13 protein-coding genes and 1 tRNA gene are annotated in these 16,485 nt (G+C 39.4%); 11 read left to right on the top strand and 3 right to left on the bottom strand.

The window, feature by feature from the left end:
- Window positions 1-70: 70 nt before the first annotated feature.
- From IEV61_RS10255 to IEV61_RS10245, 3 genes are all read right to left on the bottom strand, one after another.
- Window positions 71-580 (bottom strand): hypothetical protein, encoded by a 510-nt coding sequence (locus IEV61_RS10255; protein ID WP_188416305.1) that lies wholly within the window; start codon window positions 578-580, stop codon window positions 71-73.
- 100 nt (window positions 581-680) lie between these two features.
- Entirely contained in the window at window positions 681-2,411 is a 1,731-nt protein-coding gene (locus tag IEV61_RS10250; protein ID WP_188416303.1) for a S41 family peptidase, read from the bottom strand.
- An 82-nt stretch (window positions 2,412-2,493) separates the two neighbouring features.
- Window positions 2,494-2,709 carry a hypothetical protein gene (locus IEV61_RS10245; RefSeq protein ID WP_188416301.1) on the bottom strand — a complete coding sequence of 72 codons (216 nt, stop codon included), beginning with the start codon at window positions 2,707-2,709 and terminating at the stop codon, window positions 2,494-2,496.
- A 118-nt stretch (window positions 2,710-2,827) separates the two neighbouring features.
- Between IEV61_RS10245 and IEV61_RS10240 the strand changes: the two genes are divergently transcribed.
- The 11 genes from IEV61_RS10240 to IEV61_RS10190 all read left to right on the top strand — a co-directional run bounded on the left by IEV61_RS10240 (window position 2,828) and on the right by IEV61_RS10190 (window position 16,377).
- Window positions 2,828-3,406 carry a porin family protein gene (locus tag IEV61_RS10240; RefSeq protein ID WP_188416299.1) on the top strand — a complete coding sequence of 193 codons (579 nt, stop codon included), beginning with the start codon at window positions 2,828-2,830 and terminating at the stop codon, window positions 3,404-3,406.
- Window positions 3,407-3,717: 311 nt separating this feature from the next.
- Window positions 3,718-4,473 (top strand): UDP-2,3-diacylglucosamine diphosphatase, encoded by a 756-nt coding sequence (locus IEV61_RS10235; protein WP_188416297.1) that lies wholly within the window; start codon window positions 3,718-3,720, stop codon window positions 4,471-4,473.
- Window positions 4,474-4,843: 370 nt separating this feature from the next.
- Window positions 4,844-5,917, top strand: a complete 1,074-nt coding sequence (prfA, locus tag IEV61_RS10230) for a peptide chain release factor 1 (RefSeq protein ID WP_188416295.1) — start codon at window positions 4,844-4,846, stop codon at window positions 5,915-5,917.
- 62 nt (window positions 5,918-5,979) lie between these two features.
- Window positions 5,980-6,053 (top strand) — tRNA-Asp (locus tag IEV61_RS10225).
- Between the two features lie 244 nt (window positions 6,054-6,297).
- Window positions 6,298-7,536, top strand: coding sequence for a site-specific integrase (locus tag IEV61_RS10220; RefSeq protein ID WP_188416293.1), 1,239 nt, complete (start codon window positions 6,298-6,300; stop codon window positions 7,534-7,536).
- A gap of 146 nt (window positions 7,537-7,682) precedes the next feature.
- On the top strand, window positions 7,683-8,543 hold the full coding sequence (locus IEV61_RS10215; protein WP_188416291.1) for a DUF4007 family protein: 861 nt from the start codon (window positions 7,683-7,685) through the stop codon (window positions 8,541-8,543).
- On the top strand, window positions 8,540-11,764 hold the full coding sequence (locus IEV61_RS10210; RefSeq protein ID WP_188416289.1) for a hypothetical protein: 3,225 nt from the start codon (window positions 8,540-8,542) through the stop codon (window positions 11,762-11,764). The genes IEV61_RS10215 and IEV61_RS10210 overlap by 4 nt, the downstream gene beginning before the upstream one ends.
- Window positions 11,757-12,860 (top strand): phosphoadenosine phosphosulfate reductase family protein, encoded by a 1,104-nt coding sequence (locus IEV61_RS10205; RefSeq protein ID WP_188416287.1) that lies wholly within the window; start codon window positions 11,757-11,759, stop codon window positions 12,858-12,860. The genes IEV61_RS10210 and IEV61_RS10205 overlap by 8 nt, the downstream gene beginning before the upstream one ends.
- Window positions 12,861-12,872: 12 nt before the next feature.
- Window positions 12,873-13,568, top strand: a complete 696-nt coding sequence (locus tag IEV61_RS10200; RefSeq protein ID WP_188416285.1) for a hypothetical protein — start codon at window positions 12,873-12,875, stop codon at window positions 13,566-13,568.
- Window positions 13,552-13,974 carry a nucleoside 2-deoxyribosyltransferase domain-containing protein gene (locus tag IEV61_RS10195; RefSeq protein ID WP_188416283.1) on the top strand — a complete coding sequence of 141 codons (423 nt, stop codon included), beginning with the start codon at window positions 13,552-13,554 and terminating at the stop codon, window positions 13,972-13,974. The genes IEV61_RS10200 and IEV61_RS10195 overlap by 17 nt, the downstream gene beginning before the upstream one ends.
- 90 nt (window positions 13,975-14,064) lie before the next feature.
- The gene (locus IEV61_RS10190; protein WP_188416281.1) at window positions 14,065-16,377 is read left to right on the top strand and encodes a DUF262 domain-containing HNH endonuclease family protein; all 2,313 of its coding nucleotides are present in this window, start codon (window positions 14,065-14,067) and stop codon (window positions 16,375-16,377) included.
- Window positions 16,378-16,485 lie beyond the last annotated feature (108 nt).

The following is a 16,485-nucleotide window of genomic DNA, read 5'->3' as shown; positions in this document are numbered from 1 at the left end:
ACATTGTACTATATAAACAGAGAAAGCCGCTCCATGAAGCGGCTTTCTCTGTTTATATAAGGATTAAATATTATCTGTGGCCTCTGCCATGGCCATGGCCTTTGTCATTTTTATAATGACCGAAGGCATTGCCGTTGTTGCCTCTTTTTACCACAGTACGGGTTCTGGTGGTAGTATAATGGTTTTTATACTTCACATCCTTACTGTTGCGAATAATCACCTGGTCATGACGTCCTTTATAGTTGGCATAACGGGTGCGGTATACGGTGTTGCGTTCCCATGGATTACGCTCGTTGATAACTACTTTATAATTGTTATAAACATTATAGTTACGGTAGCGGGCAGGCAAGCTGGCAGAACGTACCCAACGGTTATCGTTTAAATATACATACTGGTGAGCGGGTACATCATAGTAAGTATCAATGTCGGGCATATAATAATAATCGGCACGGTCATAACCTACAGGGCCCCAATCTGGTTGGCTGCCAATATTAATACTTACCCCTATTTGTGCTTCGGCTTTGTTATTGAAGGCAAGGCCACTTACTAAAATGGCGGCTGCGATGATGATCTTTTTCATACTATCTTAAAATTTGATAGTATGACAAGCACCGCCGGCTTAAAGTTTAAAATTACTGATGTATCTCTTTAGTTACAATTAAAAGTTAATTATAGCTAAATTAATTGTTGTCTGCGTTGTTTTCGGGCTTATTGGCAGCCAGGGTTAGTTGGGGTTTGCCAATTACTTTATAGTTGCCTTCGCCTTTTAATATAGAGGCTACCTGCGGCCTGTCTTGTAAAACTTTAACCGCCTGTCCCATTTCTTTATCGTACTTGAAGTTTACCTCGTAACGACCTTTTTCAAAGTAATAGCGCGAGGCAATCTCGTTTTCGAGCACTTGTTTAATTTCGGTTTTGTGTACCTGCAAATCGTTCTTTTTAGTGCTCGAGAGTTTATTTTTCAGGGCTTCCAGTTCGGGCTGTAACTCGGCAAACTGCTTATCTTTAGAAGCCTCATTTTTGAGGGCACCTAATATTTTTTCGCTGGCTGTGCTGTAGGTATAATTCTTTCCGGCCAGGTATTTTACAAAGTCGTTATAATCTGCATCGCTCAGGGTAAAGGCTTTGGCATTGTCTATTTTAGCGTGGTTGTTACGATAGGTGTTGGCATAATCAAATACTAACAGTTTGCCAATAAGTGTTTGTGTAATATCGGCAAAAGTTTCTTTCTTCACCATTAAATCGGGGTAAACGCCGCTGCCGTCGTAAACCGAACGTCCCGAACGGGTTTTGTATTCATGTAAAGATGAATCGGCCACTTTAACCACGCTGCCATCATCTTTACGGTGTGTATAATCTAATGCCTGCACACAACGGCCCGATGGGATAAAGTATTTAGCAATAGTAATTTTAACCAGGCTATTGTAAGGGAGGCTAAAGGTTTGCTGCACCAGTCCTTTGCCATAACTCCGCTGACCGATAATTACAGCCCTGTCCAGGTCTTGCAATGCGCCAGCCACAATTTCTGATGCCGAAGCCGAGCGGCCGTTCACCAGCACGGCCATAGGCAGGTTAGGTTCTAATGGGGCAGTTGCCGTACGATAAGTAAAGTTTTTTTCCTTGATCTTACCTTTTTGCGATACCACTTCAATGTCTCTTTGAACAAATAGGTTTACAATTTTTACAGCCTCCTGCAAAATACCGCCACCGTTAGAGCGCAGATCAAGCACTATACCCGATGGATTGTTCTTTTTTAAATTAACCAGTGCGTTGGTCACTTCATCGGCCGAATTTTCGAGGAATTTATCCAGTTTAATGTAACCCACGTTGCCATCTATCATGCCGTAATAAGATACGTTAGGCTGCTTAATTTCTTCGCGGATGAGGCTTTTTTCGAAAGGGGCGGCATCGCCGCGTTTAATAAGCAATTTAACGCCGGCGCCCTTGCTGCCTTTCAACAGCTGGCTTACCTGGTCGCTGTTGCGGGCATTCAACTCAATATCATTGATCTTCATGATCTGATCGCCGGCACGTACATCGGCTTTTTGGGCCGGGAAACCTTCAAAAATTTCGGACACGTACACTTTGCCATTGCGCGAAAATATACTGGTGCCAATACCCCCGTACTGGGTGCTTACGTAGTGCAGCTTATAATCTTCAATCTCCGATTCTGGTACAAACTCAGTGTAAGGGTCTAAGCCATCGAGCATGGCATCCACGCCGGTTTTTACCATTTTGGCCGAGTTTATATCGTCTACATAATTAAGGTTAACCTCTTTATATACCGATGCAAAAACATCCAGATTTTTGGATATCTGGAACAGGTCATCACTAAAACTCCAAATGGTAGTAGCCAGCAGGGCTGCGCCGGTTATAATGCCGGCCTTACGGTAAATATTCTTCACGCTCATTTCCTTCAAAACACTGTTACGTAGCTCGATATACTAAGATACAAAAAAGCCCTTCTGTTTTAAACGAAGGGCTTAAATATTTTTAGAGCCGGTTGTTATCAATGTTTACCAGCGCTTTTTTAAGCGTAAACACCACATAAGTGCGGTCGCGGTTTACCAATTGGGCCAGCTTGTTTATTAAGCTGTCTTCCTGGCCTTCGCTATATTGTAGGTCATCATTGGTGAGATGATTATATTTGCGCTGGAGTTTAATTTTAACCCGGGGCCAGTCTTTGTTACTGATACTGATTTCTGCCATGGATACAAAAATATAAAAAAAGCGCATCGGCACCAGCGGCAACAAAAATTCTGTTTCCTTTGGTTAAACTATTGAACTTAATAAACATCATACCCTTTAACCTTAAATTTTAAAAAGCATGAAAAAGTACATTTTGAGTATAGCATTGCTGGTAGCAACTATTGCAGGAGCTAAAGCACAGGCTATGTTAGGCGTAAAAGCCGGCATCAATTTTTCCAAGATCAATACCGATAACCTGAGCGAATCATCAGTTACGGGTTACCAGGCCGGCTTATTTGCCCGTGTGGGTAACGCATGGTACTTACAGCCCGAGGTTTACTTAGGCAGCCGTGGCGGTAAATTTGAAGGCAGCAGCAGCGGCAATACTACAACCGCCAATGGTAAAGTTACCTTTACCACTTTAAATGTTCCGTTATTATTAGGCCGTAAATTGCTAAGCGCAGGCTCCATTAACGTACGTGCTATGGCTGGCCCTGTTTACTCATATAATTTAAGTAAGAATAATGATGTTAAAACGGTGATAGCCGATTTTGGTAACTACAAGAACAGTACTTTAGGTTTTCAGGCCGGTGCCGGTGTGGATATAGGCAACATTACCGCCGATTTACGTTATGAAGGTGGCTTAACTAAAATTAACGAAAGTTACGGCCAGCGTGCTAACCTTTGGGCATTGAGCATTGGCTTTAAGATATTGTAAAGAAGATTTCAAGATAGCCGTTGTTGCGAAGTACGAAGCAATCGCACACGAAAGGTAATTGCTTGATTAGTCTACGCAGAGATTGCTTCGTACCTCGCAATGACGTTTTTAGATAGCTTAGAATAACCCTGGCAGGCCAACCTGCGGGGTTTTTTTGTTGAAAGGGTAACCCGAACCCCGCTCTCTAATACCTCGCACCTTTATAACCCCGATCCCAAACTACCTCATTCCCCGCACTTCGCTCCCCAACACCCCGCACCTTACCACTCCGCTTCCTCCTTTCAACCTAAAAGCCTATTTTTGAGCCATACATGACCGCTCGTAATAAAATCTATTTTGCATCCGATATCCACCTGGGCGCTTTAAGCTATACCAGCTCCCGCGAGCGCGAAGCGCGCTTTGTGCGCTGGCTGGATACCATTAAGCACGATGCCAGCGAGCTTTTTTTAGTGGGCGATGTGTTTGATTTTTGGTTTGAGTATAAAACCGTAGTACCCAAAGGCTATATCCGCTTTTTGGGTAAGCTGGCCGAATTGGTTGACCTTGGCATTAAGCTCTACCTGTTTAAAGGTAACCACGATATGTGGATGTTCGACTATTTTGTGCAGGAGCTGGATGCCACCATTATTAACGACGAACTGGTGCTTGAGCGGCAGGGTAAAAAGCTGTACCTGCACCATGGCGACGGCCTGGGCCCTGGCGACGGTAAGTACAAGGTGCTTAAGAAAGTATTCCGTAGCAGGCTTTGCCAATGGCTTTTTGAGCGACTGCATCCCAATTTTGGTGTTGGTGTAGCCAACTACTGGTCGAGGCATAGCCGCCTTGCCCAAAAAGACAACGAGCAGCGTAAAAGCGACGAACAGGAATGGCTGGTAAGCTATTGCAAAGACATGCTGAAAACGGAATATTATGATTACCTCATATTTGGCCACCGCCATTTGCCGTTAGATATTGCGCTAAACGGCGGCAGTCGCTACATTAACCTGGGTGAGTGGATCCACTATAATTCTTACGCAACATTGGAGAACAGCGTTGTGGAGTTGCGGTATTTTGAGCCTAAGGAATAAAATCGATCATTAACAACAACCAACAAGCCTGTTTAACTACGGTCCAAGTTTTTCGCTTATAACACACGGCTTTTGCCACAGGGCTGTTACCTGCTTCAACTACTAATGGAGAAAGCGGGCAGTACATTGCACCGGCTGATTTTACTTTGCCGTTACCGGGTAACCTTATTTTGTAGCTGCATATGTATCTGAAAATGCGTACTTTTGTTAGCTTTTTGCATAAGCCTGTGTTAACTAAACCCGATTGCAGCGTAAAGCTTTTTGCGGGTAGGAATCAAGGGCTGTGGCAAAAACTTGCAGCGTAAAGCGGGACTACCGTGCCCTATAAAGCACTGCAACTGATTTTCCAGAAAAGAGAGAATAACAAACCATGTTAGAGAAATTAGAACTTATACGCGACCGCTGGCAAACGGTTGAAGAAGAATTAAGCAGCCCGGATGCCATGGCTGATATGAAGCGTTTTGCGCAGCTAAGTAAAGAGTATAAAGACTTAACCGTTATTGTAGAGCAATACAAGATCTACAAGAATATAATGAGTAACATTGATGCCAACAAAGAAATCTTAGCTACTGAGAAGGATGCTGATTTTAGGGAAATGGCCAAAATAGAGCTTGATGAACTGATTGAGCAGCGCGATTTAAAAGAGGAAGAAATACGCCTCATGCTGGTACCTAAAGATCCTGAAGACGCCAAGCATGCCATTATTGAAATTCGTGGTGGTACCGGTGGTGATGAGGCTGCCCTTTTTGCCGGCGATCTTTACCGTATGTATATGCGCTACTGTGAGCGCCGTGGCTGGAAAACCGAACTGGTGGATTTTACCGAGGGCACCAGTGGTGGTTATAAAGAGGTTGTGCTAAACATACTGGCCGATGATGCTTATGGTACACTCAAGTTTGAATCGGGCGTACACCGCGTACAACGCGTTCCTGACACAGAAACACAAGGGCGTGTGCATACTTCGGCTGCTACCGTGGTGGTATTGCCTGAAGTGGATGAATTTGATATAGATTTACAGGTTAGTGATATTCGTAAAGATTTGTTCTGTGCTTCAGGTCCGGGTGGTCAGTCGGTAAACACTACTTACTCTGCCGTGCGCTTAACCCACGTACCTACGGGTATTGTGGCCCAGTGCCAGGATCAGAAATCGCAGTTGAAGAATTACGATAAAGCTTTACAGGTACTGCGTTCGCGCGTTTACGAAATGGAATTGCAGAAACACCTCGAAGAAGTTTCAAAGAAACGGAAGACCATGGTGTCTACCGGTGACCGTTCGGCCAAGGTACGTACCTATAATTACCCCCAAGGCCGTGTTACCGAGCACCGCATAGGTTTAACCATTTACAACCTGCCAAACGTAATGAATGGTGATTTACAAGAGATTATGGAATCGTTACAATTTGCAGAAAATGCAGAAAAGCTTAAAGAAGGCACTGTGGCATAATTTTTTTAAAATAATTTTGGGATTGCACATACTAGTTCCTATATTTGCAGTCCCAAACGGGAGGAGTGGTAGTTCAGCTGGTTAGAATGCCTGCCTGTCACGCAGGAGGTCGCGGGTTCGAGTCCCGTCCATTCCGCTAAAAAGGTGACAAAACCTATCTAAAGCGCTTAAATCAATGATTTAGGCGCTTTTTTTATGCCATAAGCGCCCGTTTCATACCAAGAAAAATGGATCATTCGGTTACCTATTCGGTTACCTATTGTGATTCACTAAATTTGAGGTAACCGAATAGGTCATAATTGGTTGATTTTGAATGAATTGCAAAGCAAATCAAAGTAGTTCAAAACGTATTAATTCGGTCACTAAAAATTCATGGTTTTATGAAGAATTCTAAAAGTTTTTCGGTCCTTTTCTGGACGAACAAAGCAAAAGCAGACAACAATGGCCTTGTACCCTTATACGCAAGGGTTACGGTGGAGGGTAAAAGAGCAGAGATCTCCCTAAAAAAAAAACTGAATCTCAAGAAATGGGATGTGCGAACAGGTTTTATGAAAGGCAGCGGAGAGGATGTACGTATCACTAACAAGTATATCAATGAGGTTAGTAACGACCTGTTCGAGATTTACATGGAATTCAATCGTAACGGTAAGACGGCTAGCGCAGACGACATCAAAATTAAGTTTACTGGTCAAATGGAGGTTGATGCGCCGGGCAGGAGTTTATTGGAGGTGTTTGATGAACACAACCGGGAAATCGAAAGCCTGGTAGGCAAGGACTATGTTAAAGCCACCGTAACTAAATATAAGACAATAAGAAGCAAGGTGGGCGACTTCATCATCAAGAAGTACAAAAAACAAGATCTATTACTTGACGGGCTTGATTTTACTTTTATTAGCAATTTTGAAAAACATCTTAAAATTCATGAAGGCATTGAGCATAATACGGCGATGAGTTACATCAAACGGTTAAAACGAATTCTGACCATTGCCGTAAATAACAAATGGATCGCTCATAATCCATTCTTGGCCTTTAAATGCACCACACGTAAGGTATCCCGGACACATTTATTGGAACATGAGCTATCCATACTTTCGCTAAAAGAGTTTAAAATTAAGCGACTGGAAGAGGTAAGGGATTGCTTTCTTTTCAGCTGTTACACTGGTTATGCCTTCGTTGATGCACAAAAACTGACACCGGCACATGTCCAAAAAAGAAATGATGGTGAATTATGGATTGAGACCAGCAGAACCAAAACTGAAATCGTCGCAAACGTGCCATTGCTCCCCCAAGCAATAGCCATCTTAGAAAAATACAAAGACGATCATGGATGCATCGCCACAAACAGATTGCTTCCAATTAAAAGCAATCAAAAGATGAATGCCTATTTAAAGGAGATTGCAGATCTCTGTGGTATCGAAAAAAATTTAACCACCCATATAGCGAGGCATACGTTTGCCACAACAGTTACACTGGGCAATGACGTGCCGATTGAGACGGTTAGTAAAATGTTGGGACATACTAAAATAACGACAACTCAAATTTATGCGCGAGTTCAGGAGAACAAGATAAGCCGAGATATGGCCTCACTGAAGCGAAAATTGACATGTTTACAATCCTGACAATCTGCAACTCAACAATTGAAATAGCTATTTTTATTTCAGATAACTTAGTTGATATTTGCTTAACGAAATATAGGCTTAAATAATTGCTAATATTATTAGCAATTATTACCTTTGATTTTAATAATTATTAGTATAGTCCATATATGTTACTAACTCCTTCAATAACTGTAAAAAATACCTTCTCTGGACATGAAAGCTTCCATTGCAGACTTTTATGGTTAAAGAAAGGCTATGACTTCATTCAAAACGGCCATTCATTTTCAGCAAGCGATGCTGTTGTAACATTAGGTGTTGGTAAGAATATGGTTACCGCAATAAAATTTTGGCTTAAAGCATTTGATATCATTGGCCTTGATGAACAACCCACCGATTTTGCACATTTTTTGTTTAAAGATCACACAGGTTTTGATCCATATTTAGAGGACGACCAAAGTCTTTGGCTTTTACATTACAAATTAGTCAAAACGAACTTTGCATCGATTTACGCATTGATATTCAATGAGTTCAGAAAAGAAAAAATTCAGTTTTCTAAAGAGAATTTCCAAGCCTTCATATCCCGCAAACTTGAAACGAGCAATATAAAAACGGTTGGAGATGATTTTGATGTGTTCAAAAAAATGTATCTTAATAAATCAGAAGATAACAAATTGACTGAGGATTCATTCCTAGGTCTTTTGTCAGAACTTCAACTACTTAAGTTTAAACAGAAGGGTATTTATTATATAAATAATGCTGAACGTCCAACGCTCACGCCTCAGGTTTTTTTATATAGTATATTAGATAATGAGCAGTTTGGTTCATCTATTAGTTTGCATGCATTAGAGAACGATGAAAATAGCCCAGGAGCCATTTTTGCGTTAAGCCGACACGCTTTGTTAGAATTGATCGAGCAAATCGCAGAAAAAGATTGGATTACCTATAGTGACCAAGCTGGCATTAAAGAACTTCAATTTAAGCACAAGCCGGAATCTCCTTTTACTTTATTTAAAAGATCTGAAGCATGAGCAAGCAATTTTCACCATCTATAAACATCCTGCGAGACGAATCGAGGGAGTTTAAATATATTGCTACCCCGAATACCAAAAGAGTAGTAGACCAGATTCAAGATGACATAACTATAGGTTTAAGGTCATTTAATTTAATTGGATCCTATGGCACTGGAAAGTCATCGTTCCTGTTAGCCTTGGAGCAAACTCTAATAGGGCAAGCACAGCATTTTGATACCAAATTATTTGCTAATTCTAATTGCAGTTTTTTAAAAATTGTAGGCAGCTATCAATCTATTATAGATGTATTTGCTGAACATTTAGGCGTTAATGAAGCAAAGCACCGAATAGATCACATCCTTGCTGAATTGTTTGCTGTTTATCAAGCGGCCGGTTCAAAGAACCAGGTTTTGGTTATCGTAATCGATGAGTTCGGTAAATTTTTAGAGTATGCTGCAAAAAATAGACCCGAAAAGGAACTTTATTTTGTTCAACAGTTAGCGGAGTTTGCCAATAACTCTAAATATAATATCGTTTTGATCACATCAGTTCATCAAAGCTTTGATACCTACGCATACGATCTTAATAAAAGCTTACGTCATGAATGGATAAAAGTGAAAGGGCGTTTTAAGGAGATCACTTTTAACGAACCAGTTGAGCAACTGCTTTATCTTGCGGCGGAACACATTTCGGCAGCAACAACATTGGTTCCACTAAAAAGAACGGTGAAGGTTGCATTATCTCTGTTTGAAACTTCCAAGGGCTTTAAAGCGGAGTATAGTAAGGAAATAGCCGCAAAGTTATTCCCTCTCGATTTGCTGGCAGCCAATGTACTTACTATCTCCCTGCAACGGTATGGCCAAAACGAGCGTTCATTATTTTCATTTTTGGAGTCTACGGACAGCGCCAGCTTATCTAAATTTAAACTTGGCGATAGTGATCCATTTTATAACCTGGCGAATGTTTTCGATTATCTCACTAATAACTTTTTTTCATTCTTAAATTCTAAATACAACCCTGACGCTGCATCGTGGTCTGCCATTAAAGTTGCCATAGAACAGGTTGAAAACACGTTTGATAAAAACCTAAATGGCTATTTAAAGATCATCAAAACGATTGGCCTATTAAACAATTTTTCAAATGCCGGGTCGATATTGGACGAAGATTTTTTGACCGGCTATGCTAAATACTGCTTAGGAATCAATAATGCTGAGGAGTTGGTAAAAGATTTGGTTTCTAAGAGTATCATTCGCTACAGGAAGCACAGCAAAAGATATGTTCTTACTGAAGAAACAGAAATAGATATCGAGCTAGCACTGATTGAGGCTAATCAATCTGTTTCGGCAATTACGGATGTGCCTACTGTATTAAAAAAATACTTTGAGTTTTCACCGGTGCTTGCAAAAGAATATAGCTATATCAATGGAACCAGCCGTTATTTTCAATTTGAAATCACAGAGTATCCGACAATTATAAAGCCTATTGGTGAAATTGATGGTTATATACAGCTGATTTTTAATGATCAGTTGGATGAAGATATTATTAAGCAACTTTCAGTTAATAAGGCCGCCAATATTTTCGTCTATTACAAAAATGCGAAAAAGATCAAAGCACTGCTATATGACCTGGAAAAAACCCAAAAGGTATTAACAGAGAATCAGCACGATAGAGTTGCTAGAAAAGAGTTGGAGAGCATTATAGTACACGAAAAAACACTACTTAATCACTATATATTAACTAATCTTTACAAAGGTTCAACGGATATCGTCTGGTTTTGGAATAACGACAGCGAGGCCATAAGTTCTAAGAAGGAATTTAACCAGTTGCTAACTCAGGTATGTAAAGACGTCTATTGTGATGCACCTAAGTTTAAAAACGAATTAGTTAACAAACATAAAATTTCTTCAGCTATACACACAGCAAAGCGCTCTTATTTTAAAGGCCTGGTAAACCATTGGGATAAACCAGATCTTGGTATTCCTGAAAATAAGTTTCCGCCAGAAAAAATGATTTTTAAGTCATTGTTGAAAGATAACGGCCTTGCTCCCTACCGTGATGAAACTTATGCGGGTTTTGAGTTAAAACCTGGAGATAGTTTTTATAAACTATGGAAAGAAAGTGTTAAATTTCTTAACAGTACCAAGAGTAACCGTAAGCCATTAACGGAATTTTTTGAATTACTATCTACCGAGCCATTTAAGTTAAAGCAGGGGTTTATTGATTTTTGGGTTCCTTCGTTTCTTTTCTTGAAAAGAGACGATTTTGCTTTGTATGTAGACAATGCGTTCATTCCTTATATTACGGAAGAAACCTTGGAGTTAATGGTCAAAAAGCCAAAGGACTTTGAGGTTAAAGCATTTGATATTGATGGTGTGAAACTGGATATTTTTAATAGTTACAGGGTCATTCTTGACCAGGAAATTAAAGAACGCATAGGCAATGTGTCCTTCATTGAGACTATCAAGCCATTCTTAATATTCTATAGATCTTTGCCGGACTATGCAAAAAACACCTTGCGTTTGAGTAAGCCGGCCTTGGCAATTCGGGATGCCATTTCCAAATCTAAAGATCCTGAGTACACTTTCTTTGAATCGTTCCCAACAGCACTTGGTACGACGCTAAAAGATTTGAATGAACATTCGAATGAACTGGTAACGTATACCGATACTTTGCAAAATGCCATCCGGGAAATACGTACTTGCTTTGATTCGTTAATTGATCGTTTTGAAAATTATATAAAACAGGATATTCTATTTGAAGAGACCACACTTGGCTTCGAGGAAATGAAATCAAAGATTCAGCATCGCTACCAGCATTTAAAACGCCATCTCCTACTTCAAAAGCAAAAATCATTTGTGCAGCGTATTGATTCATTACTTGATGACAATAGAGCTTGGCTAAGTTCAGTTTGCCAAGCTATTGTCGGAAAATCGTTGGAGAATTTACGTGATGAAGATGAGTATGTGTTATACGAGTCGTTTAAATCTATGGTGCAGGATCTTGACGGATTAACGGAATTGTCAGCAATTGAAATTGATGAATCAAAAGAACAGGTCTATAATATACAGTTCAACACCTTTGGTAGTATGTCTCTAAAAAGTATTGTCCGTGTACCAAAGGTTAAATCAGAGCAACTTGATCAATATGTCACCGAATTAGAAAACAAATTGACGGGTGATGCTGACATTAATAAATTAGTATTAACCACACTTTTGCAAAAACTGTTATCCCATGAGTAAAGTAAGGCACGTATTAGGCATTTCGGGGGGTAAGGACAGTGCGGCCCTTGCTATTTATTTAAAAATGTTGTATCCGTTAATGGAGGTAGACTATTACTCCAGTGATACCGGTAAAGAACTTGATGAGACATACCAGCTCATAAGTAATTTAGAAGTTTATCTTGGTAAAAGCATTACTATTTTAAAGGCCGCAGAGAATAGTCATGAAGATCCCTTTGACCATTTTTTAAAGATGTATGGCGGCTTTTTGCCATCTTCAAATACCAGGTGGTGCACAAAGAAATTAAAGTTAGAGCCTTTTGAGAAATATGTCGGTAACGACTTAGTTGTATCTTACGTAGGTATTCGGGGTGATGAAGACAGAGAGGGATATATTTCTCGTAAAACTAATATACAATCTATTTTCCCTTTCCGTAGAAATATTTGGAGTGAGGATGTAATAGAAAAGTTCTTGGCTAATGACATTATCGAGCAAACGATCGCATCACTTGACCAATTGGATTTTGGATCTGCTAAAACCCGAATTATGCAGGTATTGTTGAAGCCAATAAGTCCTAGTTACCACATGCATAACAAGCTAAATCAATTATTGGAATTAGGTGTCAAAGAAACCAACTATCTTATATATGACTATCTGAAAACGACTGCTTACCCTCTTGCACAGGATACTGCTTACTTTCCATTATTAGATAATGAAGATAACTTGGTACGCGATGACATTTTTAAAATATTAGAAGACTCAGGCGTTGGTGTTCCGGCTTATTATAAGAAAATTGATTTTGATGTTGACGGAAGACAATCGTCTTATGCCAGAAGCCGCTCTGGGTGTTTCTTTTGCTTCTATCAACAAAAAATTGAATGGGTATGGTTGTATGAACAACATCCGGAGCTGTTTAAAAAAGCGATGGCGTACGAAAAGGATGGTTATACTTGGATGCAAAATGAAAGTTTGGAGCAATTGACTGCCGCAGACAGAATACATCAGATTAAAAATGAGTATGCTAAACGAATAGAACGGTCTAAAAATAAGTCTAAATTTTTAGTTGATATTTTAGATGAAGAAGAAGGCGTTGGTTGCGCCTCTTGCTTTATTTAACTTTATAAAAATATGGAAGGTGTGAAGTCTTTTTTTGAATCGTTTAAAGAATTTGTTTGGGATATTATTGGATATTTTATCCCTGGGCTTTACCTGTTGCTGATTCTGTCCGTGTGTATCAATCCTAAATATTTCTATCATAGTAATTTAATCTCGAGCACGACAAATGAGATGTCACCTGTAGTGTGTTTTTTAGCTTATATCCTAGGCTACATAATTTATGGCTATAGCGAATTGAAGGAGCGTAAAATGGGGAAGCGGTCTTATTTGAAACTAAAAGAGAATGAGGCAAAAGTTCGTAAAACATACATTAACGCACTTGACATTTTAAAAAACAAACCATTGCCTCCAGGTATGACTGCCATAGATTTCGACTCACTTAGGGAGGTTAGAAATATTATGATGAGCTTATCCCCAGAAGCGGATCAAAAAATTTATACGTTCATGTTTCGCTCCGAACTATCAAGACATATTGGCAACGTATCGATTACAATAGGATGTTTTGGATTGCTGCATTCTATTGCGAAGCATTGTTTTGTACAGTTAGATTTTTTCAAATCAGGCAGTCATTTCTGGATACTATACCTGGCTCTGATTGGTAGCTACTTTTTGCTTAGAGAAACGCGAAACCGCTTTTACGCTATTGCCTTGAGCCTACCTTTTTCGATATATTTGTCCAAACAGTTAACAAATGGGGCAACAACCTAAAGTTTTTTTATCCGGCGGTTTCCGTAGCAACTGGCAAAAAACAGTTATAGAACAGTTGGGTGATGGTTTTATTTTTTTTAATCCCAGGGAACATGGACTTGATAATCCGGTAGATTATACTACTTGGGACATACATTTTGTTAAGGAATGTGATATTCTTTTCGCTTATATGGAAAAGTCGAATCCTTCCGGTTATGGTTTGGCATTTGAAGCGGGTTTAGCTTTAGGCCTCAATAAAACAATTATTTTGGTTGATGAACGCTCAGTTTCAGAACCCTCTTTTGCCAACTATTTTAACATCGTGCGGTATGCTTCGAATTCGCATTTTTCTAGTCTAGAAGCCGGTATAAATTTCCTACAGCGGTTTGCTACAGCAAATAAAACGATACCTCTTGATAGGTATTGACCGGTATCGCCAACCAAGGTATTTCAGGAGTAAATAAAATAATCATTAACTTCCCCAATATTTACTAATCTTCCAGACCTTAATTTTCTAATGATAAACATAGACAATGCTTTTAACACTGAGAACCGAAGTGTTTTCGAGTATTACCAACGGCCTGGAGTAGGCTTCTACATTCCGCTGTATCAACGCGAATACAGTTGGGATAGTGATAATATCGAACAATTATTGGAAGATATTTCAAAAGGTGTAGAGAATGTTATTGAGGATGAAGACAGTGATGAAAATGAGATTCGTTTTTTAGGAACAATAATTACCGTAACGGAAGCAGACAAAAACAAAGTCCAGCCTCAAGACACCCGGGCGCTGCCATCATCAATAGAGAAAGTTATTGATGGGCAACAACGCCTATCCACTATTTCTTTATTAGCAGCACTACTATTTAAGCATATTGATCTTGCTCAGGAGCGGTTAATTAAGTCTATCAAAAAATTCGATGATGCGCAAAGAGAAGAACTAACAAATCAAATCAACGAAATAACCCAATACTGGAAGGATAAACTAAAAGATGTATTTTCTGTCGACTTGAAAAGAGGCACTCCCACACTCAAACCGAAAATAATACGCGGCAGCGTTGACAAGTGGGTTATGGCAGAAGCTCATAATGAAAGCTATAAGTCATCGGTATCTCAATATTTATCTGAGTTTATAGATCACTTTTTTAGAAATAAGGAATATCCAAAATTTGAAAAGGATAGTAATGCAGGTAAGAACTTGTTTATTGCCAATGCCTGGTTATCTCGGACAGTAACTGAAGCACATATTAATGATAGTGGTTTTTGTTCCGGCCTCGATATTATCAAAAACATAAGTCAGGAAAATATTTGGCAATATGACCGCACACCTTTAATTGAGCTGATCGATATAGAGGAATTTACTGATAAAGGATCGTTCAGTTTTCAATTGTCTTCGCTGATTCAAATACTTTCTGTTTGCCATTATTTATTGGATCGTTGTTGCTTTACCATTATCCAACCTGTAAATGATGACTGGGCATTTGATATGTTCCAGTCCTTAAACGCTACAGGTACACCATTAACTGCTATTGAAACATTCAAGCCTTTGGTAGTGAACACAGCTAACTTAGATGGTGGTGAATTTAAAGGGTCAGTAGAACAAAAATATTTCAGCAAAATAGAACATGCCTTTGACGATCTAAAAAGTGCTGCACAGAAAAGCAAGTTGACCAACGAATTGCTTACCTCCTTCGCGTTACCAATAGAAGGTACTAAGCTGGCAACACACTTTAGTTCTCAGCGAAAATGGCTTGAGAAAATTTATCAGAAAAAGCTTGCAGGCACAGAGGCAAAGCGCGACTTCATCAAATTCTTCGGCAACTATTCAGAGTTTTATGATGAAATATGGAATAACTATAAAGGTGAGAATAACATGCCGATAGATGTGCTAATAGGCTCATCGGATGCGGACATTGTGTCACTGCTTATGTTATTCCTGAAAGACAGTAACCATAAGATGTCCATTACCATACTGGCTAGCTTTTACAGTAATGTTGTTGAGGGTAAACCGGATTCTGTAAAGAACTTTGTTAATGTAGTTAAAGCAATTACAGCCTTTTATATTATTTGGAGGTCTTCCTATTCAAATGGTGGCCTTGACGATGCTTATAGAAGCTTTTTTAAGGGCCTGACAAAATCTGGTATTGAACCGCACCAATGGGTAGACCACAGGGATTTTAAAATTTCTGATGTAAAAAAATACCTTGCCGGCACATTAAAGGCTAAAGGTATATCAACTAAAGAAGAATGGCTTGAAAAGGCTATTGTATTTTGCAGGTATGATAATTCTGCTTCTGTTACAAAGTTTGCATTATATAATAGTGCGCATGACACAATTCCAGATCCATCAAACCCCGGGTTAATGAAAGCAGCCACCCCAAACTCTTCTCCTTTCCTTAAACTAGAAAAATGGAAATCATCCGACTTTCAAACAATAGAGCATATTGCGCCGGAAAGTTCCAATGGTAGGTGGAGCGAAACTTTATATGAACTGGATAAGCTTTACCACTCAATAGGTAATTTAACTTTGCTACCAACGGCGGTGAATAGCAGCGCCAGCAACAAGGGCTGGAAAGAGAAAGTGCTTTACTATAAGCACTTGAGCGAACAAGACCCTGGTAAACTAATTGAGTTAGCTAATAAGGCAAAATCCGAAGGAGTTGTGTTATCTGAATCTACTATAAAAATGTTGCAAAATTCAAATTACTCATCACATATAAACCATATCTTAAATGGAGAAGATTTGGAATGGAATGATTTGATGGTTAAACGTAGAGCTAAGAAAATACTTGAGTTGCTTTGGGATCGCGTTGCCCCTTGGATATTTTGAGTTTAAAAGCCTATTCTGCGCTAATTATACATCTTTTCAAATAATAAAAAACCCATGTTTTCGACAAACATGGGTTTTTTATTTATTTGTTTAGGAAATACAGGTTAT

Origin of the sequence: Mucilaginibacter galii (genome assembly GCF_014635825.1) — a bacterium.
Taxonomy (GTDB): domain Bacteria; phylum Bacteroidota; class Bacteroidia; order Sphingobacteriales; family Sphingobacteriaceae; genus Mucilaginibacter; species Mucilaginibacter galii.
This window is presented reverse-complemented; position numbering and strand designations above follow the sequence as displayed.

Bases quoted from the DNA above. Each gene is read 5' to 3' on its own strand.
- IEV61_RS10220 (WP_188416293.1), top strand. From the start codon at position 6,298: ATGAAGAATTCTAAAAGTTTTTCGGTCCTTTTCTGGACGAACAAAGCA.
- IEV61_RS10250 (WP_188416303.1), bottom strand. From the start codon at position 2,411: ATGAGCGTGAAGAATATTTACCGTAAGGCCGGCATTATAACCGGCGCA.
- IEV61_RS10235 (WP_188416297.1), top strand. From the start codon at position 3,718: ATGACCGCTCGTAATAAAATCTATTTTGCATCCGATATCCACCTGGGC.
- IEV61_RS10190 (WP_188416281.1), top strand. From the start codon at position 14,065: ATGATAAACATAGACAATGCTTTTAACACTGAGAACCGAAGTGTTTTC.
- IEV61_RS10215 (WP_188416291.1), top strand. From the start codon at position 7,683: ATGTTACTAACTCCTTCAATAACTGTAAAAAATACCTTCTCTGGACAT.
- IEV61_RS10195 (WP_188416283.1), top strand. From the start codon at position 13,552: ATGGGGCAACAACCTAAAGTTTTTTTATCCGGCGGTTTCCGTAGCAAC.
- IEV61_RS10245 (WP_188416301.1), bottom strand. From the start codon at position 2,709: ATGGCAGAAATCAGTATCAGTAACAAAGACTGGCCCCGGGTTAAAATT.
- prfA (WP_188416295.1), top strand. From the start codon at position 4,844: ATGTTAGAGAAATTAGAACTTATACGCGACCGCTGGCAAACGGTTGAA.
- IEV61_RS10240 (WP_188416299.1), top strand. From the start codon at position 2,828: ATGAAAAAGTACATTTTGAGTATAGCATTGCTGGTAGCAACTATTGCA.
- IEV61_RS10210 (WP_188416289.1), top strand. From the start codon at position 8,540: ATGAGCAAGCAATTTTCACCATCTATAAACATCCTGCGAGACGAATCG.
- IEV61_RS10255 (WP_188416305.1), bottom strand. From the start codon at position 580: ATGAAAAAGATCATCATCGCAGCCGCCATTTTAGTAAGTGGCCTTGCC.
- IEV61_RS10205 (WP_188416287.1), top strand. From the start codon at position 11,757: ATGAGTAAAGTAAGGCACGTATTAGGCATTTCGGGGGGTAAGGACAGT.
- IEV61_RS10200 (WP_188416285.1), top strand. From the start codon at position 12,873: ATGGAAGGTGTGAAGTCTTTTTTTGAATCGTTTAAAGAATTTGTTTGG.